This is a genomic window from Leifsonia sp. NPDC058292 (assembly GCF_042880955.1).
Classification (GTDB): Bacteria; Actinomycetota; Actinomycetes; order Actinomycetales; family Microbacteriaceae; genus Leifsonia.
This window is the reverse complement of record NZ_JBHVYL010000033.1, coordinates 1-23,411: the sequence shown is the minus strand read 5'-3', so window position 1 is coordinate 23,411 and position 23,411 is coordinate 1. Positions and strand designations below refer to the sequence as shown.

Here is a 23,411-nt window from a genome sequence, read left to right as displayed (position 1 = left end):
GGGGCTTCTCCCACCCCCCCCCCCCCCCGCTCACAACAACCCCCCCCCCCCCCACCGACTACCCCCCCCCGTCGCTGCCCCCATAACCGCGGGTCCCCCCCCCCCCACCCCCCGATTCCCCCACGAACGGATGCGGTTCAGTCCAGGAAGAGGGCGCGCAGGCGGCGGGTGGTGAGCACGAGGCCCAGCACGATCATCACCGCGAAGTAGAGCACGTGCCAGAGCAAGCCCACGTTCACCGCGCCGGTGGTGAGAGACCGGACGAGCTCGACGCCGTGCCAGAGCGGCATCGCCTGGATGACGTACTGGATCCACTGCGGATACACGGTGATCGGGTAGAACGTCGCTGACAGCAGGAACATCGGCAGCATGACGAAGTTGATCCAGTCCATCTGCTGGAACGTCTTCATGTAGCTGGTGATGCCCATCCCGAAGCTGGCGAAACCGAAGGCGATGAGCAGCACCGCCGGCAGCGCGAGAATCGCCCACCACGACAGGTTGAGACCGAGCAGCTGCATCACCAGCATGAAGCCGAGCGCGTAGAGGGCTCCGCGCAGGAGGGCGAGCAGGATCTCGCCGAGCGCCACATCCAGCGGCCCGAGCGACGTGGAGAGCATCCCCTCGTAGAGCTTGGCGAAGTGCATCTTGAAGAAGACGTTCCAGGTCGAGTCGTAGACGGCGCCGTTCATCGCCGCTGTCGCCAGCAGTGCCGGAGCGATGAACGCCGCGTACGACACGGGCTGCCCCGAGGAGGTCGTAACGTCACCGACCAGGGCGCCCAGCCCGATGCCCAGCGAGAGCAGGTAGAAGATCGGCTCGAAGAAGCCGCTCACGATCACGAGCCAGTTCGTGCTGCGGGTCGCCAGCCACCCGCGCTGCATGACCGAGGATGCGTTCCCCGCATAGAGGGAGCGCAGCGGCCGCGTGTGCGAAACGGTCGCGATGAGCCGTTCGTCGGTGGAGGTCACTTGTTCAGCCTCCGTACCGCGACGCGACGGGCCCACATCCAGAACACCACGAACAGGGCGGCGAGGTAGAGGATGTGCACCACGGTCAGCCAGATCGGCTCCACCGACCCGTAGGTGAACACGCGAGCGAGCTCGGTCGAGTGCCAGAGCGGCGAGATCCACCCGATCCACTGCAGGTACCCCGGCATCGACGCGAGCGGGAAGAACGTTCCCGAGAACAGGGTCATCGGCAGCAGCACGAATCGCATCAGCATCGCGATCTGCCCCGTGTCTTGCTCCAGTGTCGCCACGTAGGCCATGACCGGAGCGCCGAACGCGAGACCTCCGAGGGTGCCGACAAGGATCGCGACGACTCCGGCAGCGGAGGGCACGGCACCGAACAGCACCATGATCACGTAGTAGAGGGTGCTCGCCAGGAGAAGGCGCACGGTGACCGAGATCACGATGCCGTCGATGATCTGGCCCGGCGCGATCGGCGCGGCGTTCATCCCGAAGAAGGTGGGATTCCACTTGAAGCCGAGCATCACCGGGTAGGTGAACTCCTCGCTCGCCACGGTGACCGCAGCCGTGCAGAGCAGGGCCGGCGCGACGAACGCGAGATAGCTGACCCCGCCGACGCCCTGCGGACCCTGGGTCTGATCCACGAGGCTGCCCAGGCCGACCCCGAGCGCGAACAAGTACAGCAGCGGATAGCCGAACGCCGTCACGATCACGGTCTGCAGGTACGAGCGCATCACCCGGAAACGGTGCTCGGCCACGTACCACGCACCGAAGCGTCTCGGCTTCACGGCCGCGCGGATCGCCGAGCTCGAGTCGGCCGACGTCGTGGTCAGCTCGGTCATTCGATCAGGCTCCGCCCGGTGAGACGCAGGAACACGTCTTCGAGACTCGACCGGCGAACGAGGCTCGTGATCGGGTGCAGCCCGCGCTCGGCGATGCGCACGAGCTCGGCCTCGCCGTCGTCGCTGTAGACCAGGATGCGGTCGGGCAGCACCTCGACCCGCTCGCCTATCCCGTCGAGGCGGCCGGCGACCTCGGCGTTCTTCTCCGACCCGAACCGCACTTCGAGCACCTCGCGCGACGAGTACTCGCGGATGAGCGACGCCGGCGAGCCCTCCGCCATGATGGTGCCCTTGTCGACGACGACCAGCCTGTCGCACAGCTGCTCGGCCTCATCCATGTAGTGGGTCGTGAGCACGAGCGTCGTGCCCTGCTCCTTCAGCCGGAACAGCCTGTCCCAGAGGATGTGGCGCGCCTGCGGGTCGAGGCCGGTGGTCGGTTCGTCGAGCAGCAGGATGCGCGGATCGTTGATGAGGGCACGGGCGATCGTCAGCCGCCGCTTCATTCCTCCCGAGAGGTCGTCGACCTTGGCCTTCGCCTTGTCTTCGAGCTGCGCGAACTCGAGCAGCTCATCCGCGCGCTTCTTCACGCGGGCGGTCGGCAGTCCGAAGTAGCGGCCGTAGACGATCAGGTTGTCTCGCACCCGCAGTTCGGCGTCGAGATTGTCCGCCTGCGGCACGACGCCGAGCTGCGAACGGATCTCGGGGCCATACCGGTTGGGGTCGAGGCCGAGGATGCTCAGGTCGCCGTCGGTGCGGGTCGACACGGCGCCGACCATGCGCATCGTGGTCGATTTGCCCGCGCCGTTCGGCCCCAGCAGCCCGAACGACTCGCCCGGAGCCACTTCGAAGCTGATTCCGTTGACGGCGGCGAACCCCTTGTACTTCTTGACGAGATTGTTCGCGGTGATGACGGGCGTCGGCATAGTTCTGCACTGTAGCCCGCACGGGCGACATTGTCAGACGTCGAGGCCGGAGAGACGGCACGGAGTGGACGCATCCTGTTCGCCGGCGGCGAAGTCAACGTGAGTTGACGGCCAACGCGGGGTCAACTAACGTTGACGACATGGACGCCACCACCATTCACACTCTCGCGGGCGACGCCGGCTCGGACGACCCGATCGTCGCGCTGCGGGCGGTCGCCAAGCTGCGAGCAGAGCTCGACGGGGTGGAGGCGGTCGCCGTGCGGCGAGCGCGCAACGCGAACGCCACCTGGCAGTTGATCGCCCTGGCCCTCGGTGTGAGCAAACAAGCAGTTCACAAGAAGTACGGTCGAAGGTAGCCGTTCCCCCATCCTGACCCCCGCCTCCGCAACCGAACGCGAAACGAACGAGAACCCATGAGCACCGAACAGTCCACTCCAGCGCGCCGCCGCCTCGGGCGCCGGTCCGCAGCCGACGACGGGCCCCGCGCCACGTTCAGACAGCTGCTGCCGTACCTTCTCGAGCACCGGGGCGTGCTCTCGGTCGTGATCGTGCTCAGCATCCTCGGCGCGGCGGCGAGCCTGGCGCAGCCGCTGCTCGTGAGTCAGGTGATCGACATCGTCGGCAAAGGCGGCACGTTGGGCGGGCTCGTGTGGGCGCTCATCCTGCTCGTCGTCGTGAGCGGCCTCATCTCGGGCTACCAGCACTACCTGCTGCAGCGCACCGGCGAAGGGGTCGTGCTCTCGTCGCGCCGCCGGCTCGTCGGCCGGATGCTGCGCCTGCCGATCAGCGAGTTCGACACCCGCCGAACGGGCGACCTGGTCTCCCGGGTCGGTTCCGACACGACCCTGCTCCGGGCCGTGCTCACCCAGGGACTCGTCGAGGCGATCGGCGGCGCGCTCACCTTCATCGGCGCCCTCATCGCGATGCTCGTCATCGACCCTGTGCTGCTCGGGCTGACGGTGCTGGTGATCGCGGTGTCCATCGTCGTCGTCACGCTGCTGTCGGGGCGCATCCGGGTCGCCAGCCAGAAGGCTCAGGCGAAGGTGGGCGACCTCGCCGCGTCGGTGGAGCGGGCGATCAGCTCGGTGCGCACCATCCGCGCGTCGAACGCCACAGAGCACGAGATCGCGGCGGTCGAAGAGGATGCGAAAGGCGCTTGGCAGATGGGCATCAAGGTCGCGAAGATCTCGGCGCTCGTGGTTCCGGTCGCCGGCATCGCCATGCAGGTCTCCTTTCTCGTCGTGCTGGGAGTCGGCGGCTTCCGGGTGGCGAGCGGTGCGATCACGGTGGCCAACCTGGTGGCGTTCATCCTGTTCCTGTTCATGATGATCCTGCCGCTCGGCCAGGCGTTCGGCGCACTCACCGCAGTGAACTCGGCCCTCGGAGCGCTGGGCCGCATCCAGGAGATCATCGATCTGCCGGCGGAAGACCAGTTCGATCGCGAGATCGCACCGCTCGGGATGACGGTGGGCGCCGCGAACGAGGGCCTGGCTCCTGAGTCACCCGCGATCGAGTTCGTCGGGGTGCACTTCTCCTATCCCGACAGCACTGCCCAGCACGAGGCGACGCCGGCCACCGAGGCGCCCAGCGCCGGGCGGGCCGTGCTCGAGGCGTTCGAGGGCGCCGACACCGTCGCCGAGGCGGAGGTCGCCGCCGGCCAGGGCCCCGAGTCGGCGGATGTGCCTCGCCGCTCGGGCGTGCTGCACGGCATCGACTTCGCGGCGCCGCGAGGCAAGCGCACCGCCCTCGTCGGGCCGTCCGGCGCCGGAAAGTCGACAATCCTGGCCCTGATCGAGCGCTTCTACGATCCGACGGCCGGCGAGGTGCGGTTCGGCGGGCTCGACGTGCGCACGCTCGACCGCACGGCTCTGCGAGCCCAGATCGGCTACGTCGAGCAGGACGCCCCAGTGCTCGCGGGCTCCCTGCGTGACAACCTGACCCTGGCGGCGCCGGATGCGACGGACGCCGAGTGCGTCGACGTGCTGCACGCGGTGAACCTCACCGAGGTTCTCGAACGGAACGAGCTGGGCCTGAGCGCTCCGGTCGGCGAAGACGGCATCATGCTCTCGGGCGGCGAACGCCAGCGTCTCGCGATCGCTCGTGCCCTGCTGGCGGCGCCTCCCGTGCTGCTGCTCGACGAGTCGACGTCGAGCCTCGACGGCCGCAACGAGCAGCTCATGCGCGAGGCGATCGACGCCGTCGCCGTCGACCGCACGCTGATCGTCATCGCGCATCGACTGTCGACCGTGGTCGACTCCGACCAGATCGTGGTCATCGACCACGGCGAGGTCGTCGGCACCGGCACCCACTCCGAGCTCGTCGCCTCGACGCCGCTCTACCGCGACCTCGCGAAGCACCAACTGCTCGTCTGAGAACGAGATCGAGTCCAGGAAGAATGCCGCGTTCGTCGCGGTGAACGAGCACTCTTCCTGGACTCGATGGCGTCGACCGCCGTCAGGCGCGAAGGTGGTAGCGCAGCGAGGCGAGTTCGGCGCGCAGCGCCGCCGGAACCCGATCGCCGAAGCGGTCGAAGAACTCGTCGGTGAGATCGCACTCCGCAAGCCAGGAGGCACGATCGACGTGGAACAGGGCGTCGAGGTCGGCGGCAGAGACGTCGAGTCCGTCGAGGTCGAGGTCGTCGGTGACCGGGAGCCGGCCGATCGGCGTCTCCACAGCACCCGCCGAACCCTCCAGGCGGCGCACGATCCACTCGAGCACGCGAGCGTTCTCGGCGAAGCCGGGCCAGAGGAAGGAGCCGTCGTCTCCCTTGCGGAACCAGTTCACCTGGAACACGGCAGGAGCGTTCGAGCCGAGCCGCTCGCCCATCGCCAGCCAGTGGCCCCAGTAGTCGGCCATGTTGTAGCCGCAGAACGGCAGCATGGCGAACGGGTCGCGCCGTAGTTCTCCGACGGTGCCTTCGGCCGCCGCGGTCTGCTCCGACGAGATCGTCGCACCGATGAAGACACCGTGCCGCCAGTCCCTGGCCTGCGCGACCAGCGGCACGTTCGTGGCGCGGCGACCGCCGAACAGGATGGCGTCGATCGGCACGCCGTCGAACGCATCCCAGTCGTCGGCGATGGCCGGGCACTGCGCCGCCGCAACGGTGAACCGGGAGTTCGGATGCGCTGCCGGCCGCCCCGACTCGGGCGTCCAGTCTTCGCCGCGCCAGTCGATGAGGTGTTCCGGCGCCCGGTCGGTGAGGCCTTCCCACCACACGTCGCCGTCGTCGCGGAGAGCCACGTTCGTGAAGATCGTGTTGCCCCACAGGGTGTCGACCGCCGTCGCGTTGGTGGTGAGCCCGGTGCCCGGCGCGACGCCGAAGAAGCCGGCCTCCGGGTTGATCGCCCGCAGTCGCCCGTCGGGCCCCTGGCGCAGCCAGGCGATGTCGTCACCGATCGTCTCGACCGTCCAGCCCGGGATGCTCGGGCGAAGCATCGCCAGGTTCGTCTTGCCGCACGCGGAGGGGAAGGCCGCGGCCACGTGGTAGGCCTTGCCTTCTGGCGAGGTGATCTTGACGATGAGCATGTGCTCGGCGAGCCAGCCTTCGTCGCGCGCCATCACCGACGCGATGCGCAGCGCGAAGCACTTCTTGGCGAGGATGGCGTTGCCGCCGTAGCCGGAGCCGTAAGACCAGATCTCGCGCGACTCCGGGAACTGCACGATGTACTTGGTCTCGTCGCACGGCCAGGCGATATCGTCGCGCCGCTCCCCGGAGGCGTCCACCAGCGGAAAGCCGACGCTGTGCACGGTGGCGACCCACGGTTGCCCCTCGTCGATCAGATCGAGCACGCCCGTCGAGACGCGGGTCATCGTGCCGAGGCTGATCGCGACGTAGGCGGAGTCGGTCAGCTGCACGCCCACCTGCGAGATGGGGCCGCCCAGCGGGCCCATCGAGAACGGCACGACGTACATCGTGCGCCCGCGCATGCTTCCGGCGAAGACGTCGCGCAGCTCTGCGCGCATCCCGGCGGGTTCGCGCCAGTTGTTGGTGGGGCCGGCATCCTTCTCGTCGAGGGAGCAGATGAACGTGCGGTCTTCGACTCGCGCGACGTCGCCCGGGTCGGTGCGCGCGAGAAAGCTGTTCGGCCGCCACTCGGGGTTGAGCCTGATGAGTTTGCCCTCGGTGACGAGCAGCTTCGTGAGCCGGTCCGTCTCGGCGAGCGATCCGTCGAACCAGACGACGTCGTCGGGCAGGGTGAGGGTGGCGATGCCGTCGACCCAGGCGCGCAGGGCGTCGAGGCCGCGCGGGGCGGGTTCGTTGTCGAGGTCGGTGAGCGGCAGCTCGGCGATGGTCATTCCGGTTCCTCTCGGTAGAACTGGTCAAGAATGGCGATGAATCCATCGTGCGTGAGGAATCGAGGAGTCCGCCCGACTATTTCCCCTCAAGAATCGTCATTCTTTCGCTATCGTGAAGGGATGGACGCTCCCACCGCCGATATCGCGACGCTCGGCCATCGCATCCGCCATTTCCGCGCCAAGGCCGGTCTCACCCTCGACGAGCTGGGCGCGGCGGCCGGGGTCGCTCCGAGTCAGCTGTCCCTGATCGAGAACGGAAAACGCGAGCCGAGGATCTCGCTGCTCACCACCATCGCCGCAGCGCTGGGGGTGCAGTTGGCCGACCTCCTCTCCGCCGAGCCACCGGATGCGCGCGCCGCGCTCGAGATCGAGTTGGCACGAGCGCAACGCGGCAGCCTCTACGCCTCCCTCGGGCTTCCCGCCGTGAAGCCGACGAAGGGCACGCCGACCGAGACGCTCGAAGCGATCGTCGGGCTCCACCGCGAGCTCAGCCGCCGGGCGACCGAGGCGGTGGCCACGCCCGAGGAAGCCCGCCGTGCGAACACCGAACTGCGCGAGCGGATGCGGGCCCAGAACAACTACATGCCCGAGATCGAACAGCTCGCCGAAGAGCGTGTGCGCGCCTCCGGCCACACGCACGGCGCACTCACGCACCGCGAGGTGAGCGTCATGGCGGAACAGCTCGGCTTCGACCTCATCTATGTGAACGACCTTCCGCATTCCGCGCGCTCCATCACCGACCTGGCGAGCGGGCGCATCTACCTGCCGCCGGCCAGCATCCCCGGTGGCCACGGGCTGCGATCGATGGCGTTGCAGGCGATGGCGCACCGGCTGCTCGGTCACGAGCGACCTGAGAGCTACGCCGACTTTCTGCGCCAGCGCCTCGAGATCAACTATTTCGCGGCCTGCTGCTTGATGCCCAGGGAGGCGGCCGTCGCCTTCCTCCAGCAGGCCAAGCAGGAGCGCGACCTCGCCGTCGAAGACTTCCGGGATGCGTTCGGCGTCACCCACGAGGCCGCCGCCCTGCGCCTGACCAACCTCGCCACCACCCACCTCGACATGACCCTGCACTTTCTGCGGGTCGGCGACGACGGGGCGCTCTACAAGGGCTACGAGAACGACGGGCTGCCCCTGCCCACCGACGTCACCGGTTCGATCGAGGGCCAGATCGTCTGCCGCAAATGGGGCGCGCGGAGCGCGTTCACGCACACGAACCGCACCACCGAGATGTACCAGTACACCGACACCCCCGCGGGCACGTTCTGGTGCGCCACCCAGACCGGCACGACCTCCGCCGGCGGGTTCTCGATCTCGGTCGGTGTTCCGTTCGCTCAGGCGAAGTGGTTCCGAGGACGAGAGACCACCGCGCGGGCGGAGTCCCGCTGCCCCGACGAGTCATGCTGCAAGCGCCCCGCCGCGGGGCTCGCGGCCCGCTGGGCGGGCCAAGCCTGGCCGAGCGCGCGGCTGCACGCCCACATCCTGTCGCCGCTGCCCTCCGGTTCTTTCCCCGGCGTCGACGACACCGAGGTCTACTCCTTTCTCGAGGCCCACTCCGGGTCGTGAGGCCGAGGAGCTCCTACTTCGGCTGCATCCGGATGGCGCCGTCGAGGCGGATGACCTCGCCGTTCAGCATGGGGTTGTCGACGATGTGCCGCACGAGCGAGGCGTACTCGGCCGGCTTGCCGAGGCGTGACGGATGCGGAACCTGGGCCGCGAGGGAATCCTGCGCCGGCTGCGGGAGACCGGCCATCATCGGCGTCTCGAAGATGCCGGGCGCGATGGTGACGACACGGATGAGGTCGCGGGCGAGCTCGCGGGCCAGCGGCAGCGTCATCGCGGCGACGCCGCCCTTGGACGCCGAATACGCGGGCTGCCCGATCTGGCCGTCGAAGGCGGCGACGGATGCGGTGTTCACGATCACGCCCCGCTCCTCCCCCAGCGGGTCGGTGGCGACCATCGCGGCTGCGGCGAGCCGCACGACGTTGAACGTGCCGATCAGGTTCACCCGGATGACGCGCTCGAACTGCTCGAGCGGCAGCACGCCGTCTCGGCCGAGCACCTTGCCCGGGTTGGCGATGCCCGCGCAGTTGACGACGACGCGCAGCGGGCCGAGCTCCGTCGCCTGATCGACGGCGGCTCGCACCTGGTCCTCGTTCGCGACGTCGGCCGCGACGAAGCGGGCCGTCGGACCGAGCGCCGTCGCCGCCTTCTCCCCCTCCGAACTCGGCAGGTCGAGCACGATCACGCGGGCGCCCGCCTCGGTGAGCGCCCTGGCCGTGGCGTTGCCCAGCCCGCTGGCGCCTCCGGTGACGATGGCCGAGCATCCGTCGATGTTCATGGGAATCCTTTCGATGGGTCGTGAGGTTCGGGTGGGGTGGCGGTCAGTGGAGCACTTCGATGAGTGTGGCGTTGGCCGTACCGCCGCCCTCGCACATGGTCTGCAGCCCGTAGCGGCCGCCGCTGGCCTCGAGCTCGTTCACGAGGGTGGCGAGCAGTCTGGTGCCGGAGGATCCGAGCGGATGGCCGAGCGCGATGGCCCCGCCCCGCGGGTTGAGCTTCTCGGGGTCTGCGTCGAACTCCTGCTGCCAGAGCAGAGGGATGGGCGCGAACGCCTCGTTCACCTCGTAGGCGTCGATGTCGCCGAGTCCCACCCCGCTGCGCTCGAGGAGTTTGCGGGTGGCCGGCAGAATACCGGTGAGCATCAGCAGCGGATCGCTGCCCGCGACCGCGAAGCTGTGGAAGCGCGCGCGGGGGCGGAGCCCGAGACGGTCTGCCGCAGCGGAGCTCATGATGAGGGCCGCTGAGGCGCCATCGGTGAGAGGCGACGAGTTGCCTGGGGTGATTCGCCAGTCGAGCTGCGGGAAACGCGCCGCCAGAGCATCCGTGCGGAAAGAGGGGTTCAACCCGGCGAGGCCGTCGACGGTCGTCGCGGGCCGGATCGTCTCGTCGCCGGTGACACTGCCGCTGTCGGGCGTCGGCACGGCGATGAGCTCCGCGTCGAATGCTCCGGAGGCGGCCGCCGCCGCCGCGCGGCTGTGCGACCTCGTGGCGAACGCGTCCAGCGCGTCGCGTTCCAACCCCCACCGCTGAGCGATGAGCTCGGCCGAGACGCCCTGGTTCACCAGTCCGTCCGGATACCGGTGGGCGAGCAGTGCGCCGCCGATCGACGCTTCGCCGAGATCAGACCCGAGCGGAACGCGGCTCATCGACTCGACCCCGCAGGCGATGACGATGTCGTACGCGCCGGCGAGCACGCCCTGTGCGGCGAAGGCGGCTGCCTGCTGGCTCGAGCCGCACTGCCGGTCGACCGTGACGCCCGGCACGCTGTCGGGAAAGCCCGCGCTCAGCACGGCCGTGCGCGTGATGTTGCCGGCCTGCTCACCGGACTGGGTGACGCATCCCCCGATCACATCGTCGACCAGGGCCGGGTCGAGGTCGTTGCGGCGCAACAGCTCCACGAGCACCCCGGCCAGAAGGTCGGCCGGATGGATGTCGGAGAGCGCGCCGCCCGGCTTGCCGCGACCCGACGGAGTGCGGATGACGTCGACGATGGCGGCGTCCCGGATGCTGCCGGTCATCTCACACCCCGAACGGGTCGGGAGTGAGCGTGTATTTGGTCGAGAGGTACTCGTGGATTCCCTCGAAGCCGCCCTCACGACCGAGACCCGACTGCTTGACACCTCCGAACGGGGCCGCTGCGTTCGAGACGACACCCACGTTCAGGCCCATCATGCCGGTCTGCAGCCGTTCGATCATCCGCTGTCCGCGGGCCAGATCGCGCGTGAACACGTAGCCCACCAGGCCGAACTCGGTGTCGTTCGCGATGCGCACGGCCTCGTCCTCGTCGGCGAAGCGCACGATCGAGAGCACCGGGCCGAAGATCTCTTCGCGCAGGATGTCGCTGCCGAACGCCACATCCGTCACCACCGTCGGCTCGAAGAACGTGCCGACGCCATCGACCGCGTTGCCCCCGACCAGCACCTTCGCGCCGCGCGACACCGCATCCTGCAGCAGCGACGCGGCCTTCTGCACCGCGTTCGCGTCGATGAGGGGGCCGATGGTCACGCCCTCCTCCGTACCCCGGCCGACGCGCATCGCGGTGACCCGCTCGGTGACCCGCGCGGCGAACTCGTCGGCCACCGACTCGTGCACGATGAACCGGTTGGCCGCCGTGCAGGCCTCCCCGATGTTGCGGAACTTCGCGAGCATCGCTCCGTCGACCGCCCTGTCGAGGTCTGCGTCGTCGAACACGACGAAGGGCGCGTTTCCACCGAGCTCCATCGACGTTCGCAGCACGTTGCCCGCCGACTTCTCCAGGAGAGAGCGCCCCACCTCGGTCGAGCCGGTGAACGAGAGCTTGCGCAGCCGAGGGTCGGCGATGATCGGGTTCGACACGGCCGACGATGTGGAGGTCGTCACCACGTTCACCACGCCGGCGGGCAGGCCTGCGTCTTCCAGCAGCTTCGCGAAGTACAGCGTGGTCAGCGGGGTGAGCGAGGCGGGCTTCACGACCACCGTGCATCCCGCAGCCAGCGCCGGTGCGATCTTGCGGGTGGCCATCGCCAGCGGGAAGTTCCACGGCGTGATCAGAAAGCACGGCCCGACCGGATGCTGGGACACGATCATCCGCCCGGTCCCCTCGGGATTGATGCCGTACCGGCCGGTGATGCGCACGGCCTCCTCGCTGAACCAGCGCAGGAACTCACCGCCGTAGGTGACCTCGCCGTCGGCCTCGGCGAGCGGCTTGCCCATCTCCAGCGTCATCAGCAGCGCGAACTCGGCCCGCCGCTCCTGCAGCAGGTCGAAGGCCCGTCGCAGGATCTCGCCGCGCACCCGCGGAGCTGTCGCCGCCCACGCGTCCGCCGCGGCCACCGCAGCATCGAGCGCGGCCATGCCGTCATCGGCCGACGCATCGGCGATCGTCTTGATCACCGCACCGGTCGCCGGGTCGGTGACGTTCAGCGTGCCCGATCGCCCTGGCACCCACTCCCCGCCGATGTAGAGACCGTCGGGAACCTTGTCGAGCAGCGTCTTCTCATCCATGTGCTTCTCCTCCTGCCTCGACCGACGCCGCGACGAGCGGCACCGACCGGTGGTCGATCTTGGTGGCCAACGCGATGACCGTGGATGTGCGGGTGATGTTCGGGTCGGTGACGATGCGGTCGATCACACGCTGCAGGTCGGCGTTCGACCGGGCGACCGCGCGGATCATCAGGTCACCCGCGCCCGTGATGGTGTGCACCTCGAGCACCTCGGGGATGCCGCGCAGATGCTCGACCACGGTCACGTCCCTGTCGCCCTGCGCGATCTCGGCCGTGACGAAGGCGGTCACCGGATAGCCGAGCGCCCCGCTGTCGACCGTGGGCGCGAAGTCGCGGATGACCCCCGAGCGCTGGAGCCGGTCGAGCCGGGCCTGCACGGTACCCCGGGCGACGCCGAGTCGGCGGGACGCCTCGAACACCCCGAGCCTGGGCTCGTCGGTGAGCAGCGCGATCAACTCGGCATCCAGTTTGTCGATCGCCATGCGGCCTCCCTCGGTCCTTGCACAGCGTACGTCGCCCGCGCCGAAACGACTACACCCTGACAGCAGCCTCCAAGAATGGCAGGGCAGCCTGCTTGAAGCCGCGGGCGCTCAGTGTCGTGACGTGGTTGCGCTTGGGAAGCACGACGAGCTCGGCGCCCAGAGCGGCGGCCGCCTCGTCGCGCCCCGCGGTCACCGGGTCGGCGTCGCCGACCACCAGCATGGTGGGCACGTTGGACGCCAGCGGCAGAGGATGCGCCGCCATGCCCGCGACGCACGCCGCCAGGGCGACGCTGTCGACCCCGGGAGCCTGCCGGAGGGAGGCGAGCAGCGGGGCGAGCGGCGAGTCGCCGAGGGTCGCCGGATCGGCGCCGTCGAGCAGCGCGGCGCGCACCGCATCCACGCCCCAGTGGCCGAACTGCTCCACCGTGCCGACCCCGCCCACGACGAGACGACGCACGCGCGACGGCGTGAGCGCGACGAGGGCGAGGGAGACCCAGCTGCCCATCGAATAGCCCATCACGTCGGCGCTGTCGACACCCTCGGCGTCGAGCACGGCGAGAAGGTCGCCCGCCAGAAGCCGAGGCGAATACGCGGCCGGCTCATGGGGCGCCGAGCTCGCGCCGTGACCGCGAAGGTCGACCACGATCGAACCGCGCCCCACCTCGGCGAGCGCGCGCACCCATCCCGTCGCCTCCCAGGTGAGGGCGCCTGTGGTGGCGAACCCGTGCACGAGAAGCACCGGCCGGTCTCCCGGGTGACGCTCGTAGGCGATTCGGAGCCCGTCAGACGTTCGCGCGAAAGAGGTCATGCCTCAATCCTCCGGCAGTTGCAGCCTCACGCGGCGCGCGGGAGCCTCCTCGGTGGGCACGGTTCCCACGATCCCCGCCTGGTCGTCGCTCACCGTGAACGTGATGAGCGGCGAACCGACCGCCACGACGTCGCCCTCCGGCACGTGGAATCGTGCGACGACGCCCGACTGCGGCGACGGCAGTTCGACGGCCGACTTGGTGGTCTCGACCTCGACGAGCGGCGCGTTGCGTTCGACGTGGTCGCCTTCGGCGACGAGCCACTCCAGCACCGTCGCCTCTTGCAGGCCTTCGCCGAGGTCGGGAAGGTCGAATGTGATCTCAGCCACGTTTGTACTCCAGGGTCTTCTGAACGGCTTCGAGAATGCGGTCGATGCTCGGGAGGTAGTCGTCCTCCAGCACCGGAGACGGGTACGGCACATCCCAGCCCGCGACCCGCTGAACCGGCGCGCGCAGGTCGCCGAAGCAGTTCTCGGTGATCAGCGCGCTGACCTCCGCTCCGAGTCCGGCCGTCAGCGGAGCCTCGTGCACGACCACGGCACGACGAGTGCGTGCGACGGATGCGGTGAGCCCGGCGACGTCGATCGGCTTCAGCCAGCGCAGGTCGAGCACCTCGATCTCGACGCCGTCCTCGGCGCCCAGCTCCGCCGCCTGCAGGCAGCGCGACACCATGGCGCCCCAGGCGATCAGGGTCACGTGCTTGCCGGTCCGCACGACGCGCGAGGCGCCGATCGGCAGCCGTTCGACCCAGGCCGACTCCTCGACCTCGGCCTTGTGCCAGTAGCGGGACTTCGGCTCCATGAAGATCACGGGGTCGGGGTCTTCGATCGACTGGCGCAGCAGCGTGTACGCCTCAGCCGGGGTCGACGGCGCCACCACCTTGAGCCCGGGCACGTGCGCGAACAGAGCCTCCAGGCTCTCGCCGTGATGCTCGGGGGCACGGATGCCGCCGAAGCTCGGCAGCCGCAGCGTGATCGGCATGTCGAACGCCCCTCGGCTGCGGTAGTGCATCCGGGCCACCTGGTTCACGATCTGGTCGATCGCCGGATACGAGAAGCCGTCGAACTGGATCTCCGGCACCGGCCGCCAGCCGGCCATCGCCAGACCGACCGCCATGCCCATGATCCCGGCCTCCGCGAGCGTGGTGTCGAACACGCGGTCGTCACCGTACTTCGCGTTCAGGCCGTCCGTGACCCGGAACACGCCTCCCAGCGTGCCGACATCCTCGCCGAACACCAGCGTTCGGTCGTCGGCGGCGAGCGCCTCGTCGAGCGCCCGGTTGAGCGCCTTCTGCATCGTGGTCGTCTCAGCCATGCCGCGACTCCTCCCAGGCCCGCTTCTGGCCGAGCAAGGCCGCCGGCGGGTTCGCGAAGACGAAATCGAACATCTCCTCGCCGGGGCGGGAGCCGAGGGACGCGACATCTGCCCGCACCCGTTCGGTGAGGGCGTTGGCGGTGTCGGAGACCTCGGCGAAGAAGTCGTCGCCGACCGTTCCCGTCTCGCGCAGCCGCTCCTCGCAGAGGGTGAGCGGATCGCGCGCCAGCCACGCCTGCTCCTCGTCGAGCGTGCGGTAGCGACCGGGGTCGTCGGAGGTGGAATGCGGTCCCGAGCGATAGGTCATCGCCTCGATCACGGTGGGGCCCCCACCGGTGCGCGCCCGCTCGATGGCGGTGGCCGTCGCGCGGTAGACCGCGACCACGTCGTTGCCGTCGACCCGCACGCCGGGCATCCCGTAGCCGGCAGCACGCGCGGCGACGGACCCTCCGGCGACCTGCTTCTCGGTGGGCACGGAGATGGCCCAGCCGTTGTTCTGGCAGAAGAAGACCACCGGCAGCTTCGAGACGCCGGCCGTGTTCATGGCCTCGTGGATGTCGCCCTGCGAGCTGGCGCCGTCGCCGAAGTAGGCGATCGCGACACCACCCGAGCGGTCGAGCTTGGCACCGAGCGCCCACCCCACGGCGTGCGTCACCGCGCCGCCGACGACGGCGTTGATCGGGGCGAGCCGGGCGGCCGCCGCATCCCACAGGCCGCCGTGCCAGGCGCCCTGGTGCGAGGCGAGGTAGGCGACGGGATCGACCCCCATCGTGACCGCGACACCGAGCTCGCGATAGGTCGGAAAGGCGAAGTCCAGGCCGAGATCGAGCGCCGCGGCACTGCCCACCTGCGCCGCCTCCTGGCCGCGCATCGGCGCGTACCCGGGCACGATGCCCTGCCGCTGCATGGCGACGCCGTCGAGGTCGAGTCTGCGCACCGTCACCATGGTGCGGTAGAGGCGACGCAGCAGTGCGGCGTCGGCCGCGTCAGCGCTCGGCGCTTCCCTGTCGGGGCGGGTCAAGGTGGTCATGCCGCAACTTTCGCAGCGCACCCGCCGCTGGGCAACTCGCACACCGTGGGCTGCTCATTCTGCTCACCCCGCTCCCTCACTTGCCCTCTCGACCTCGCAACCTGTACACCCGCCCCGCCACCTCACTGCCTCGTTAGGAGAGGCGGGAGAGGCGGGAGGGCCACCAGATCGCGCGGCCGATGTCGTAGGACACCGCGGGAACGAGCAGGGAGCGCACGATCACCGTGTCGAGCAGCACGCCGAACGCGACGATGAACGCGATCTGCACGAGGAACAGGATGGGGATGACCGCGAGCGCCGCGAACGTCGCGGCGAGCACGACGCCGGCCGAGGTGATGACGCTTCCCGTGACGCCGAGACCGCGCAGGATGCCCGGCCGGGTGCCGATGCGCAGAGACTCCTCGCGCACCCGGGTCATGAGGAAGATGTTGTAGTCGACACCGAGCGCCACCAAGAAGACGAATCCGAACAGCGGAACAGCCGCATCCGCTCCCGGAAAACCGAAGACGTGGTTGAACACGAGAGCCGAGACGCCGAGTGCCGCCGCGTAGGAGATCACGACGCTGCCGATCAGCAGAACAGGCGCGACGACGGAGCGCAGCAACAGCATCAGGATGATCAGGATGACCGCGAGCACGATCGGGATGATCTTCAGCAGGTCTCTCTGAGCCGTGTCGTTCGTGTCGAGCGCGATCGCCGTCACACCGCCGACGAGCACGCCCTCGGATGTCTTAGGCAGCGTCTCGCGCAGGTCACGCACGACCTGTTCGGCTTCGGCCGAGTCGGCCTCTGACGACAGGGTGGCGTTGATGAGCACGCGTCCGTCTTTCACCACCGGCTCGGGGGTGGTCGCCGTGGCGGTGGGATTCGTGTTGCCCGTGTAGAGGCTGGCGTCGCTGATGCCGTCGGTCGCGGTGACGGCATCGAGCACGGCGTCGGCGTCGTTCTCGTCGGCCACGATCACGACCGGGCTGCCCGAACCGGCGTCGAAGTGCTCGGCGACCACCTTCTGTCCGTCGACCGCGTCGGACTGAGACAGGATCACATCCGTCTGCTGCACGCCGTTGGCTTTGAGCTGGGTGACCCCCGCGGCGCACGCCACGAGCAGCACGAGCGCGGCCACCCAGGTCACCCGCGGACGCCGCGCGATGAGCACGCCCACCCGCCGCCACAGCCCACGGATGCCTTCGAGCCCGGCGATCTGCGCTTCGTCGGCGTGCTTGTGCTCGTGCTCGTGCTCGCCCGTGAACTTCGGGCGGAACGGCCAGAACGCCGCACGCCCGAACACCGCGAGCAGCATCGGGAGCAGGGTGAGCGCCGACAGCAGCGAGAAGACGATGCCGATGGCCGCGATCGGGCCGAGGCTCTTGTTGGAGTTCAGGTCGGAGAAGAGCAGGCAGAGCAGCGCGATGATGACCGTGGCGCCCGAGGCGGCTATCGGCTCCAGTGCTGCCTTCCAGGCTCTGCCGATCGCCGCCCAGCGCGATTCCACGTGCGCCAGCGACTCCCGGAACCGGGCGACGAGCAGCAGCGAGTAGTCGGTCGCGGCGCCGATGACGAGGATCGACAGGATGCCCTGGCTCTGCCCGCTCAGTTTGATCCAGCCCCACAGAGCGAACAGGTAGACGATCAGAATGGCGGCACAGAGCGCGAAGATCGAGGTGAACAACACCAGGAACGGCAGCACGATCGATCGGTAGACGAGCAGCAGGATGAGGAACACCGCTCCGACGGCGACGAGCAGCAGGATGCCGTCGATGCCTCCGAAGGCGTTGACGAGGTCGGCGGTGAGACCGGCCGGGCCGGTGACCCACGCCTGAGTCCCGGCCGACACGTTGTCGTCGACGACCGTGCGCAGAGCGGCCACCACCGTCTTCACGTTGTCGGTGTCGGTGATCGGCACGATGAACTCGACGGCCTTCCCGTCGTCTGACGGGATGGGGCCCGCGACACTCGTCTCGGCGTCGCCCTCGGGAGCCTGCACACCGTCGACCGCGCCGAGCTTCACGCCCAGTGCGGCATAGTCGGCGAGGTCTGCCTTCGCGATGGTGCTGTCCGACTCGACGACCACGATCGCCGGGATCGCATCCGACGCGGTGATCTTCCTCTGCCAGTCCTGAACCTCGGTCGACTCGGCGCTGGCCGGAAGGAAGGAGGCCTGGTCGTTGCTCGAGACCGACGACAGCTTGCCGAACGTCGGTCCGCCCACCCCGGCCGCGACCAGCCAGATCACGATCACGACGGCCGGCAGCACGATGCGCAGCCAGCGGGCGGGTGTCCAGTCGGTTCGGGATTTCATTCGGCGCCCCCTGATTTAGCTAGCTTGGTAAGTAAACAGCCTAGCTTGTTACCTCATCTGAACGCGACGTCACGACTGGTGGGCGAACCAGTGCCAGAACCGTAGGAGCGGGCCCTCCCGCTTCACCGCAACCGCAGGAGCGCGCACCACATCCCGTTCTTCGAACCGCACATGTCCGCACTGCGAGCACATGATCACGTGCTCGTGCACAGCGAGCGCCTTGCCGAAGTACGGATTCGTCACCTCTTCGGTTCGACCTCCGCACGCCTCGCAGATCGCTGCCATCTCTCGACCGTAGGCGGAGGGAACCGATTTCGCCAGTCGGCCGGCTCACTCTGCGTCCGGCTACGCGGCGGAACTCCCCGACTCCGCCAGCTCCACACCCGCGTGGGCCAGCTCCGCCAGCGCTGCCTCCGACGAGGCGGGCGCCACGCCCGCAACGAGATCGGTCAGTACGCGCACGTGCTGACCGTGGGAACGAGCATCCAGCGCCGAAGCCCGCACGCAGTAGTCGGTCGCGATGCCGACGACGTCGATCGAGTCGATGCCGTGCTCGTCGAGCAGGTTGTGCACCGTCGAGCCGGCCTCGGTGCGGCCCTCGAAGATCGAGTAGGCCGGCACGCCCTGGCCTTTGCGGATGTGGTACCCCACCTTGTCGGTGCGGAACGCCGGGTGGTACTCGGCGCCGGTCGTGCCGGCCACGCAGTGCACCGGCCAGGTGTCGACGAAGTCCGGTTGCGCATCCCGCGCGAAATGGCCGCCGTTGTCGTTGTCGGCGTCATGCCAGTCACGGCTCGCGAGCACGACTTTGTAGTCGCGTGCGTGATCGGCGAGGTAGCGCGTGATGCCTGCTGCGACCGCAGCGCCGCCCTCGACTCCGAGCGCTCCGCCCTCGGTGAAGTCGTTCTGCACGTCGATGATGAACAACGCTCTGCTCATGGCAGCCTCCGCTGGTCGTTGGGAGAGGGTCCGGTTCAGTTGTTGGAGAGGTTGTCGCCGCATTTGTAGATGCCGGTCACGAGTGTGTCGATCGCCTGCTTCGCATTGTCGCGCACCGGGCCAAGCGCGAACACCGCGAACGTCAGCGGCGTTCCGTCGGCCGAGTCGACGATGCCCGAGAGCGTGTACCCGTTGTCGATCCAACCGGTCTTGGCGTGCACCGCGCCTCGGGCAGCTGAATTGGCTCCCGTGAAGCGCCCGTAGCTGGAGGCGAGCGTGCCCGATTGTCCCGAGACCGGCAGTCCGTCGTAGACGACGCCCAGCCCGTTCTCGCGGTTCATCACCTTGATGAAGAGTCGGGTGAGGTACGACGGAGGAACAGCGTTGTCGGCGCTCAGCCCCGAGCCGTCGGCGATGTGGATGCCCGCCGTGTCGATGCCGTACGGCTTCAGTCCGGCGACGACGCCCGCGTTCTCAGCTTCGAAGGTGTTGCCCGCTCCGGTCTTGATCGAGACGAGGCGCGCGAGCTCCTCCATGATCGTGTTGTCGGAGACCTTCATGGCGAGGTCGATCAGGCTGGTCACCGGCTGCGACTGCACCGAGGCGATCGGCTGGGCGCCGGCCGGCGCCGTGCCCTCGGAGACGGGGACGTTGGTGCCGAGATACTGCTGGAAGTACTGCACCGCGCGACCCACCGGGTCGGTGCTGCGCGGGGACTCCAGGGCCGTCGGGTTGTCGCGGTCGCCGTCGACCTGGAGGGCGGTGATGTAGGAGGTCGAACCCTCGACCACCCGCTCCTCCTGCTCATCCCAGCTCGGCTGCCAGACTGGACCGCTGAACAGGGACGTGTCGACGACGATCGACGTGATCGGCTGGCCGCCCATCGCCTGTTTCGCCTGGTTGGCCAGGTCCTCGATCTTGGGAGCGCCGCCGTAGAACGACTCCTGCCCCGACGGAAGGCGTGACAGGGTGACGTCTCCGCCGCCGACGAGCACGATCTGGCCCGGCGCGCTGCCCTTGACCACGGTCGTCGACACCCGGTAGTCGGGGCCGAGCACCTGCAACGCGGCCGCCGAGGTGAGCGTCTTCAGCACACTGGCGGTCGGTCCGGGCTGCGATCCGTTTCGGTCGAACAGCACCTCGCCGGTCTTGGCGTTCACGACCTGGGCTTCGAGGTTGCCGAGACGGCTGTCCTGCGCGAGCCCGGCCACCGAGCAGGTGCGCATGCGGCTCGCGGGGGTGACGTTGGCGGGAACGGGACGCACCGGAGCGGCGGTCTTCGTCGGCACCGGTGTCTTCGTCGTCGTCGCGGACGGCGAAGCGCTCGGGAGACCCTCCGCGCTGGCCGACGAGCCGACGGTCGCGCCCAGCGCCACCGTTCCGGCGCCGACGATCACGAAGCCGGCGGATGCCGCCGCGATGATCCAAGCCCGCGGGTGACGTCGTATGGCCGACAGCACACCGCCCACGGCTCCGGCGACCGGCGACGGCTTCGTCGCCGTGCTCGCCCGGCGCCCGGATCGGGTCCCAGGGGTCGTGGACTCCGCGGTCGCACCATCGACGGGTGCGTCTGCTGAGGGGACTGTGGGGGTGGGGATGCTCTCCGCGGCACTCGGGGTGTCGCCGGGCAGTCCAGAGTCGGGCTGGTCCGATTCGCGCATTCGGGCATAGTACCCGCATTCTCTGGGAGGGTCACCTCCGGCCTCACTGCCTGGCTGTCTACTGGGCGAGCACGACCGCGTAGTCGTCGAACGAGACCGTCACCGGTGTGGCCGTCGCGCTTCCGGAGATGTAGCTACGCAGACCGATCGTTCCGGCCGCCTGCAGCGCCGCCGTCCCGTCGGTCGAACTCGCCTGCCATGCGGCCGGTTCGGCTTGGCCCACGGCCCACACCTTGGCCCGCACGGTGGTCGGCGCCGTGCCGAACACCTGGAGCCGCAGCTTGAGCTGCTGCCCGGGCACGAAGGTCAGACCCGTGACGTTCGCGAGTTGCAGTGCCGTCGAACCCTGGAGCAGCTGCAACTGCACCGCGCCGCTCGCCTGCAGCAGCACGCGACCCTCGTAGGTCGAGGTGCCGACCATCCGGCCGATCGCGGAGACGAACGTGCCTCCGCCGGTCGGCGCCGTGGCCGCCGTGAACGACACGGTCGAGTCGGTCGCCGTCGAGGAGACGCCGTTCAGCGTCTGCGTCTTCGTCGAGCCGGCCGGATCGACGATCTGCCCGGTGCCGCTCGCGACCGTATAGGCCGTCGCCGCGCCGGCGCCAGTCCACGCGCCGCCCAGGTCTGCGTTCCCCCAACCGCTCCCCGTGGTGCGTCCGAACGCATCCTGGGCCAGTGCGTTGCCCGCCGGAGCGGTCACCGTGACCGACTTGGTCGCGCTTCCCGGCGTGCCTTTGTTGTCTGTGACCGTGAGCGTGACGGTGTAAGTGCCGCCCGCCCCGTAGGTGTGCGCTGCTGTCGCGCCGGATGCGGTCGCGCCGTCACCGAAGTTCCACGCGTACCCGGCGATCGAGCCGTCCGGGTCGCTCGATGCGCTCCCGTCCGCCGTCACGCTCAGGCCGTTCGCCGCGACCGTGAACGACGCGACGGGTGCCTGGTTCGGCGGAGCGGCACTCGTCGCTGCCGCGTAGTGGTCGGCGATCGTCGCCGCGGAGAGCACGGTCGGATACAGCGACACCTGCCCGATGCCCCCGGCGAAGAAGTCGCTGCTCGGCCGCGATGTCCAGCTCGACAGGCTGTCGCCGCCGATCCGCCAGTATCCGCTGTAGGCCTGGCCGCTCGTCACGTCGGCCCGGCTTGCTTTCAGGGCGCCGTCGACGGAGAGCTTCATGCCGTCCGCCCCGAGAGAGGCGGCCACCTGGTGCCACTTGCCGTCGTTGTACGACGTCGTCGTGTTGACGGTTCGCACAGCTCCTGGATACGCGCCGAACCAGACCTTGCCGGCGTTGTCCAGGTAGACGTGCCGGTCGTACGACGACGACGTTCCGACGTTCGCGTTGCCGAAGCCGATGATCTTGCCGCCGCTCGACCCGCTCGACTTGAACCAGGCCTCAGCGGTGAACGTGTCGGGTCCGGCGATCGGCGACGGTGTCACGGCCCATCCGGTCGAACCTCCGCTGAAGGTGGATGCGGTCACGCCCGTCACGGGGCCAGCAGCACCGCGGGTCACGCCGGCCTTGACCTGGAGGTCGCTGAAACCGACCCGGTCGAAGCCTGTCGAGCCGCTCGCCTCATCCAGCGGCCAATAAGCGGATGCGCCCGCTGCGATCACGGAGTTCGCATACGCGCCGCCGGAGTTGGCGGCACTGATCGTCACCGTGTTGCCGAGCCGGGAGATCTGGTTGCCGAACGGATCGGTCACATACAACCGGTAGGAGTGGGTGCTGCCCGGCGCCAGCCCGTTGTCGATGAAGCCCATCGCCGCTCTCGAGTAGAAGGTCGAGACCTGGTTGGTCTGATAGACCGGGCTGGCGGTGTTGCCGTCGCGCACCAGTTTGTAGTTCAGGTTCACGTTGTCCTGGTCGTACGTCGCCGTCCACGACACGCGCGCCTGGCCTGCGGCCGACGACGAAGCGTTCGGCACGCCTTCGGTGTTCGTGTTCGGGCCGACCTTGTTCGGCGCGATCGCCGCCACAGCGAAGCGGGTGAGGCCGTATTGCGCGACGTTGTTCACGTAGGGGAACTCGCCCCCGACGGCCAGATACTGGCTGTTGCCCGCCAGGCTCCACGCGGCCTGACCCTGACCGGTGTACGAGCCGGTGACGTAGGCGGGATACCAGTTGAGCGGCGCCGGTGACGGCTGGCCGCCGAAGTTGTAGTAGCCGCCGAGCGGGTTGTTCTTCACCGTTCCGGTGGTCGCCTTGGAGAACGCGATCGTGTGGTGGTAGGTCCACGGGTCGGTCTGCGGGAAGCCGCCGACGTTGCCGCAGTAGTGCGGATGCCCGGCGGCATAGAGCGCGTTGCCGAGCGGGTAGATCGAATACGTGTCGCCGTGGCAGTCCTCCACCCACAGCAGATTGCCGTCGGGATCGGCCGAGAAGGCGCCCTCGAGGTTGCCGCCGGAGCCGAAGACGTAACCGGAGCCGTAGACCCGGTCGTTCGTCGCGACGAGAGCGGTGATGCCGGCCTGGGTTCCGGCGTCGCGGATGAGTGAGTTCGCACCGAACGGCAGAATGCCGCCGGTGGTTCCGGTCAGCAGCGCCAGTCCGTAGTGGGCCGAGCCGTTGACGTTCTTGAACCGTCCGCCCGCGTAGACCTTGCTGCCGTCGGGGCTCACGGCAAGGGCGTCGACGACACTGTCGGCGCTCGCCGTCCACCCGCTCGCGACGGAACCGTCCGCCGCGTTGATCTTCGCGATGTACCCCTTGGCCGTGCCGTTGACGCTGGAGAAGGTGCCTCCGGCGTAGACGGCGGTGTTGGTGGCGGCGAGGGAGCGGACTTGGCTTTCCATGATGGGGCGGAAGCTGCT

The 23,411-nt window shown here is 69.0% G+C and carries 20 protein-coding genes; 3 read left to right on the top strand and 17 right to left on the bottom strand.

Annotation, left to right across the window (positions count from 1 at the left end; translation table 11 throughout):
- Nucleotides 1-137: 137 nt before the first annotated feature.
- The 3 genes from ACFVWR_RS15565 to ACFVWR_RS15555 are packed head-to-tail and all read right to left on the bottom strand — an operon-like array spanning nucleotide 138 to nucleotide 2,733.
- Nucleotides 138-968, bottom strand: coding sequence for an ABC transporter permease (locus ACFVWR_RS15565; protein ID WP_387213958.1), 831 nt, complete (start codon nucleotides 966-968; stop codon nucleotides 138-140).
- A complete protein-coding gene (locus ACFVWR_RS15560; protein ID WP_387213955.1) occupies nucleotides 965-1,810 on the bottom strand; it encodes an ABC transporter permease in 846 nt (281 codons plus the stop codon). Before ACFVWR_RS15560 ends, ACFVWR_RS15565 begins: the two co-directional genes overlap by 4 nt.
- Nucleotides 1,807-2,733, bottom strand: a complete 927-nt coding sequence (locus ACFVWR_RS15555) for an ABC transporter ATP-binding protein (RefSeq protein WP_387213952.1) — start codon at nucleotides 2,731-2,733, stop codon at nucleotides 1,807-1,809. Before ACFVWR_RS15555 ends, ACFVWR_RS15560 begins: the two co-directional genes overlap by 4 nt.
- A gap of 140 nt (nucleotides 2,734-2,873) precedes the next feature.
- On the opposite strand from ACFVWR_RS15555, the gene ACFVWR_RS15550 reads away from it, so the two are divergent.
- Nucleotides 2,874-3,089, top strand: a complete 216-nt coding sequence (locus ACFVWR_RS15550; protein WP_387213949.1) for a hypothetical protein — start codon at nucleotides 2,874-2,876, stop codon at nucleotides 3,087-3,089.
- A 57-nt stretch (nucleotides 3,090-3,146) separates the two neighbouring features.
- A complete protein-coding gene (locus tag ACFVWR_RS15545; RefSeq protein WP_387213946.1) occupies nucleotides 3,147-5,105 on the top strand; it encodes an ABC transporter ATP-binding protein in 1,959 nt (652 codons plus the stop codon).
- Nucleotides 5,106-5,187: 82 nt separating this feature from the next.
- On the opposite strand, the gene ACFVWR_RS15540 is transcribed toward ACFVWR_RS15545, so the two are convergent.
- Nucleotides 5,188-7,029 carry a phosphoenolpyruvate carboxykinase (GTP) gene (locus ACFVWR_RS15540; RefSeq protein ID WP_387213944.1) on the bottom strand — a complete coding sequence of 614 codons (1,842 nt, stop codon included), beginning with the start codon at nucleotides 7,027-7,029 and terminating at the stop codon, nucleotides 5,188-5,190.
- A 120-nt stretch (nucleotides 7,030-7,149) separates the two neighbouring features.
- On the opposite strand from ACFVWR_RS15540, the gene ACFVWR_RS15535 reads away from it, so the two are divergent.
- Entirely contained in the window at nucleotides 7,150-8,592 is a 1,443-nt protein-coding gene (locus ACFVWR_RS15535) for a helix-turn-helix domain-containing protein (protein WP_387213941.1), read from the top strand.
- A 13-nt stretch (nucleotides 8,593-8,605) separates the two neighbouring features.
- Here the strand turns inward: ACFVWR_RS15535 and ACFVWR_RS15530 are convergent, their stop codons facing one another.
- From ACFVWR_RS15530 to ACFVWR_RS15470, 13 genes are all read right to left on the bottom strand, one after another.
- The gene (locus ACFVWR_RS15530; protein WP_387213938.1) at nucleotides 8,606-9,367 is read right to left on the bottom strand and encodes a 3-hydroxyacyl-CoA dehydrogenase; all 762 of its coding nucleotides are present in this window, start codon (nucleotides 9,365-9,367) and stop codon (nucleotides 8,606-8,608) included.
- 43 nt (nucleotides 9,368-9,410) lie between these two features.
- Nucleotides 9,411-10,595: a thiolase family protein gene (locus ACFVWR_RS15525; RefSeq protein ID WP_387213987.1), complete on the bottom strand. Its 1,185-nt coding sequence runs from the start codon at nucleotides 10,593-10,595 to the stop codon at nucleotides 9,411-9,413.
- Nucleotides 10,596-10,608: 13 nt separating this feature from the next.
- Nucleotides 10,609-12,072 (bottom strand): NAD-dependent succinate-semialdehyde dehydrogenase, encoded by a 1,464-nt coding sequence (locus tag ACFVWR_RS15520; RefSeq protein WP_387213935.1) that lies wholly within the window; start codon nucleotides 12,070-12,072, stop codon nucleotides 10,609-10,611.
- Nucleotides 12,065-12,553, bottom strand: a complete 489-nt coding sequence (locus ACFVWR_RS15515; RefSeq protein ID WP_387213932.1) for an Lrp/AsnC family transcriptional regulator — start codon at nucleotides 12,551-12,553, stop codon at nucleotides 12,065-12,067. Before ACFVWR_RS15515 ends, ACFVWR_RS15520 begins: the two co-directional genes overlap by 8 nt.
- A gap of 49 nt (nucleotides 12,554-12,602) precedes the next feature.
- On the bottom strand, nucleotides 12,603-13,361 hold the full coding sequence (locus tag ACFVWR_RS15510) for an alpha/beta fold hydrolase (RefSeq protein WP_387213929.1): 759 nt from the start codon (nucleotides 13,359-13,361) through the stop codon (nucleotides 12,603-12,605).
- Nucleotides 13,362-13,364: 3 nt separating this feature from the next.
- Nucleotides 13,365-13,688, bottom strand: coding sequence for a biotin/lipoyl-containing protein (locus ACFVWR_RS15505; protein ID WP_387213926.1), 324 nt, complete (start codon nucleotides 13,686-13,688; stop codon nucleotides 13,365-13,367).
- Nucleotides 13,681-14,673 (bottom strand): alpha-ketoacid dehydrogenase subunit beta, encoded by a 993-nt coding sequence (locus ACFVWR_RS15500; RefSeq protein WP_387213923.1) that lies wholly within the window; start codon nucleotides 14,671-14,673, stop codon nucleotides 13,681-13,683. Before ACFVWR_RS15500 ends, ACFVWR_RS15505 begins: the two co-directional genes overlap by 8 nt.
- On the bottom strand, nucleotides 14,666-15,703 hold the full coding sequence (locus ACFVWR_RS15495) for a thiamine pyrophosphate-dependent enzyme (RefSeq protein ID WP_387213920.1): 1,038 nt from the start codon (nucleotides 15,701-15,703) through the stop codon (nucleotides 14,666-14,668). The genes ACFVWR_RS15500 and ACFVWR_RS15495 overlap by 8 nt, the downstream gene beginning before the upstream one ends.
- A 133-nt stretch (nucleotides 15,704-15,836) precedes the next feature.
- Nucleotides 15,837-18,002: an MMPL family transporter gene (locus ACFVWR_RS15490; RefSeq protein WP_387213917.1), complete on the bottom strand. Its 2,166-nt coding sequence runs from the start codon at nucleotides 18,000-18,002 to the stop codon at nucleotides 15,837-15,839.
- 69 nt (nucleotides 18,003-18,071) lie between these two features.
- A complete protein-coding gene (locus ACFVWR_RS15485; RefSeq protein ID WP_387213914.1) occupies nucleotides 18,072-18,287 on the bottom strand; it encodes a hypothetical protein in 216 nt (71 codons plus the stop codon).
- A gap of 60 nt (nucleotides 18,288-18,347) precedes the next feature.
- Complete coding sequence (locus ACFVWR_RS15480; RefSeq protein WP_387213911.1) at nucleotides 18,348-18,941, bottom strand: isochorismatase family protein; 594 nt, start codon at nucleotides 18,939-18,941, stop codon at nucleotides 18,348-18,350.
- Nucleotides 18,942-18,976: 35 nt separating this feature from the next.
- Entirely contained in the window at nucleotides 18,977-20,602 is a 1,626-nt protein-coding gene (locus ACFVWR_RS15475) for a D-alanyl-D-alanine carboxypeptidase (protein WP_387213908.1), read from the bottom strand.
- A 58-nt stretch (nucleotides 20,603-20,660) separates the two neighbouring features.
- A partial coding sequence (locus ACFVWR_RS15470; protein ID WP_387213905.1) for a PKD domain-containing protein occupies nucleotides 20,661-23,411 on the bottom strand: 2,751 nt, incomplete at its 5' end.

Bases quoted from the DNA above. Each gene is read 5' to 3' on its own strand.
- ACFVWR_RS15515 (WP_387213932.1), bottom strand. From the start codon at position 12,553: ATGGCGATCGACAAACTGGATGCCGAGTTGATCGCGCTGCTCACCGAC.
- ACFVWR_RS15540 (WP_387213944.1), bottom strand. From the start codon at position 7,029: ATGACCATCGCCGAGCTGCCGCTCACCGACCTCGACAACGAACCCGCC.
- ACFVWR_RS15555 (WP_387213952.1), bottom strand. From the start codon at position 2,733: ATGCCGACGCCCGTCATCACCGCGAACAATCTCGTCAAGAAGTACAAG.
- ACFVWR_RS15560 (WP_387213955.1), bottom strand. From the start codon at position 1,810: ATGACCGAGCTGACCACGACGTCGGCCGACTCGAGCTCGGCGATCCGC.
- ACFVWR_RS15475 (WP_387213908.1), bottom strand. From the start codon at position 20,602: ATGCGCGAATCGGACCAGCCCGACTCTGGACTGCCCGGCGACACCCCG.
- ACFVWR_RS15530 (WP_387213938.1), bottom strand. From the start codon at position 9,367: ATGAACATCGACGGATGCTCGGCCATCGTCACCGGAGGCGCCAGCGGG.
- ACFVWR_RS15520 (WP_387213935.1), bottom strand. From the start codon at position 12,072: ATGGATGAGAAGACGCTGCTCGACAAGGTTCCCGACGGTCTCTACATC.
- ACFVWR_RS15550 (WP_387213949.1), top strand. From the start codon at position 2,874: ATGGACGCCACCACCATTCACACTCTCGCGGGCGACGCCGGCTCGGAC.
- ACFVWR_RS15510 (WP_387213929.1), bottom strand. From the start codon at position 13,361: ATGACCTCTTTCGCGCGAACGTCTGACGGGCTCCGAATCGCCTACGAG.
- ACFVWR_RS15500 (WP_387213923.1), bottom strand. From the start codon at position 14,673: ATGGCTGAGACGACCACGATGCAGAAGGCGCTCAACCGGGCGCTCGAC.
- ACFVWR_RS15535 (WP_387213941.1), top strand. From the start codon at position 7,150: ATGGACGCTCCCACCGCCGATATCGCGACGCTCGGCCATCGCATCCGC.
- ACFVWR_RS15480 (WP_387213911.1), bottom strand. From the start codon at position 18,941: ATGAGCAGAGCGTTGTTCATCATCGACGTGCAGAACGACTTCACCGAG.
- ACFVWR_RS15490 (WP_387213917.1), bottom strand. From the start codon at position 18,002: ATGAAATCCCGAACCGACTGGACACCCGCCCGCTGGCTGCGCATCGTG.
- ACFVWR_RS15485 (WP_387213914.1), bottom strand. From the start codon at position 18,287: ATGGCAGCGATCTGCGAGGCGTGCGGAGGTCGAACCGAAGAGGTGACG.
- ACFVWR_RS15545 (WP_387213946.1), top strand. From the start codon at position 3,147: ATGAGCACCGAACAGTCCACTCCAGCGCGCCGCCGCCTCGGGCGCCGG.
- ACFVWR_RS15495 (WP_387213920.1), bottom strand. From the start codon at position 15,703: ATGACCACCTTGACCCGCCCCGACAGGGAAGCGCCGAGCGCTGACGCG.